The 1,880-nt window shown below is 71.3% G+C and carries 1 protein-coding gene and 1 pseudogene; one reads left to right on the forward strand and one right to left on the reverse strand.

Annotated features, from left to right (window positions below; genetic code table 11):
- Window positions 1-93: 93 nt before the first annotated feature.
- On the reverse strand, window positions 94-768 hold the full coding sequence (locus tag ACNFOC_RS53910) for a hypothetical protein (RefSeq protein WP_416966247.1): 675 nt from the start codon (window positions 766-768) through the stop codon (window positions 94-96).
- A gap of 240 nt (window positions 769-1,008) precedes the next feature.
- On the opposite strand from ACNFOC_RS53910, the pseudogene ACNFOC_RS53915 reads away from it, so the two are divergent.
- Window positions 1,009-1,880: pseudogene (locus tag ACNFOC_RS53915) on the forward strand (hypothetical protein); the annotation flags it as partial.

The raw sequence follows: 1,880 nt of genomic DNA on the forward strand, positions 1-1,880 counted from the left end.
GATGGGTATAAGAGACAGGGGACGGCCAGTTGTGGGGGGACCATGAACGAGGGGACACCGGAGCAGGGGCCCGCGAAGACGAAGTGGTGGGCTCTAGAACGGGGTCCTGCGACGCCGGGTGCGATGGGTGATCCGATACCGGGTGCGGCTGAGGCGGAGGATGCTGCGCCGGAGCCGGTGGGTGATGCCGGGGGTCGTGTCCGTGGGGTTGGCGTCGACGGGGATGTCGGTGCGGATACCCAGGACGACGGGGTTGCCGAAGGGGCTGCTGACGGGGACTTTGCGTTGCGGCCGCCGGGTGCGTTGCGGGGTGAAGCGGCGCGGGGAGCTGGCGACGGGGATTTCGAGTTGCGGGCGCCTGTTGAGGGGCTGAGCGGTGAAGTGGCTTCTGGTGGGGGCGACTTCGAGTTGGGGCGCCCTGTGCCCGGAGGTTCGGCCGGGGGTGTGATTGAGGGCGCCGGCGCTGGTTTCGGGTTGGGTTCCGGTGTTCAGGGGGCCTTGACCGGTGACGCGCCTGAGGATGCCTACGGTGACACCGAGACGGGTCGGGTTGTGGGCGGGGCTCCAACTGACGGTGTGGCTACCGGCGTTGACGTTGATGTGGAGTCGGGACGTCGTGTGGTGGGGGCGCCGGCCGGCGATGCGGTCGCTGGTGCGGGCGGTGAATTCGAGCCTGACTGTCCTGTGGTCGAGTCTCCGAGTGGCGGTGCGGTTGCGGGCGTTGACGGTGACTTCGAGTTGGGGCGTCCTGTGTCGGCGTCTGCGCATGGTGGTGCGGTCGTGGGTGTGGGCGGTGACTCCGAGCGGAGCTGTCCTGTGGTCGAGTCTCCGACTGGGGGTGTGGCTGCGGGTGTTGACGGCGACTTCGAGTTGAGCCGTCCCATGTCGGCGTCCTCGCCGGGCGATGCGGTCGTGGGTGAGGGCGGTGACTCAGAGTGGGACCGTCCTGTGGTCGAGTCTCCAACTCACCTTGCAGTAGCTGACGTTGGCTTCCGGCCGGACCACCCCGTGTCGGAGTCCTCGGTCGGCGGCGCGGTCGTAGACCCGGGCGATGACTTCGAGCTGGACTACCCCGCGCCAGTCCCCCCGGCCAGCAGCGCAGCCGTAGACACCGATGGCCTTTCCGAGGCGGATCACCCCGCGGCGGTCTCCTCGACCCGCGCCGAGCCGGTAGGCATCCGCGCTGATTTCGAACCGGAACCTCCCGCGCCCGAACCCTCGACGACCCCCGGCGCGGTCCTCCCGCCCAGCGATCGACCCGAGCCACTGCACGACCCCGACCCTTACAGCACCCCGCCATACGGCGAGCCGGGCCCCTGGGCGTCCGCGCCGCCCGTTCAGCACCCGGCGGTCGTTCCTGCGCCGGGCGCGGCCCCACAGGCCCCTACAGCAGCTCCCGGCACTCCTGTCCCGCCGGTTCCGTACACCGCTCCGGCGTCTTCCGGCACCCCTGCGTCGCCGCTCGCCGACACCGCGTATGCCGGCACTCCCGTCCCGCCGGTCCCGTACACCGCTCCGGCGTCTTCAGGCACCCCCGCGCCGTCTTTCGTCGACTCCGCGTATGCCGGCACTCCCGTCCCGCCGGTCCCGTACACCGCTCCCGCGTCTTCCGGCATCCCCGCGTCGCCGCTCGCCGACACCGCGCACGTCGGCACTCCCGCGTCACCGCTCGCCAACACCGCGCCTCCACGCACCCCTGCACCACCTATCACCGACGCCACCGCCGACGCCCCCGCCTCCGGCACCACCGCGCCCTCCGTCACGCCCCCGGCGTCCTTTGCTCACCCCGCACCGCCCTTCTCCGACACCTCAACTTCCGCCCCTGTCACGCCACCCGACCTCGCCCACACCCCTGTCACGCCACCCGACCTCGCCCGCAC

This window comes from Streptomyces colwelliae, from assembly GCF_048158785.1.
Classification (GTDB): domain Bacteria; phylum Actinomycetota; class Actinomycetes; order Streptomycetales; family Streptomycetaceae; genus Streptomyces.

Bases quoted from the DNA above. Each gene is read 5' to 3' on its own strand.
- ACNFOC_RS53910 (WP_416966247.1), bottom strand. From the start codon at position 768: ATGCGCAGACGCCGACACAGGACGCCCCAACTCGAAGTCACCGTCAAC.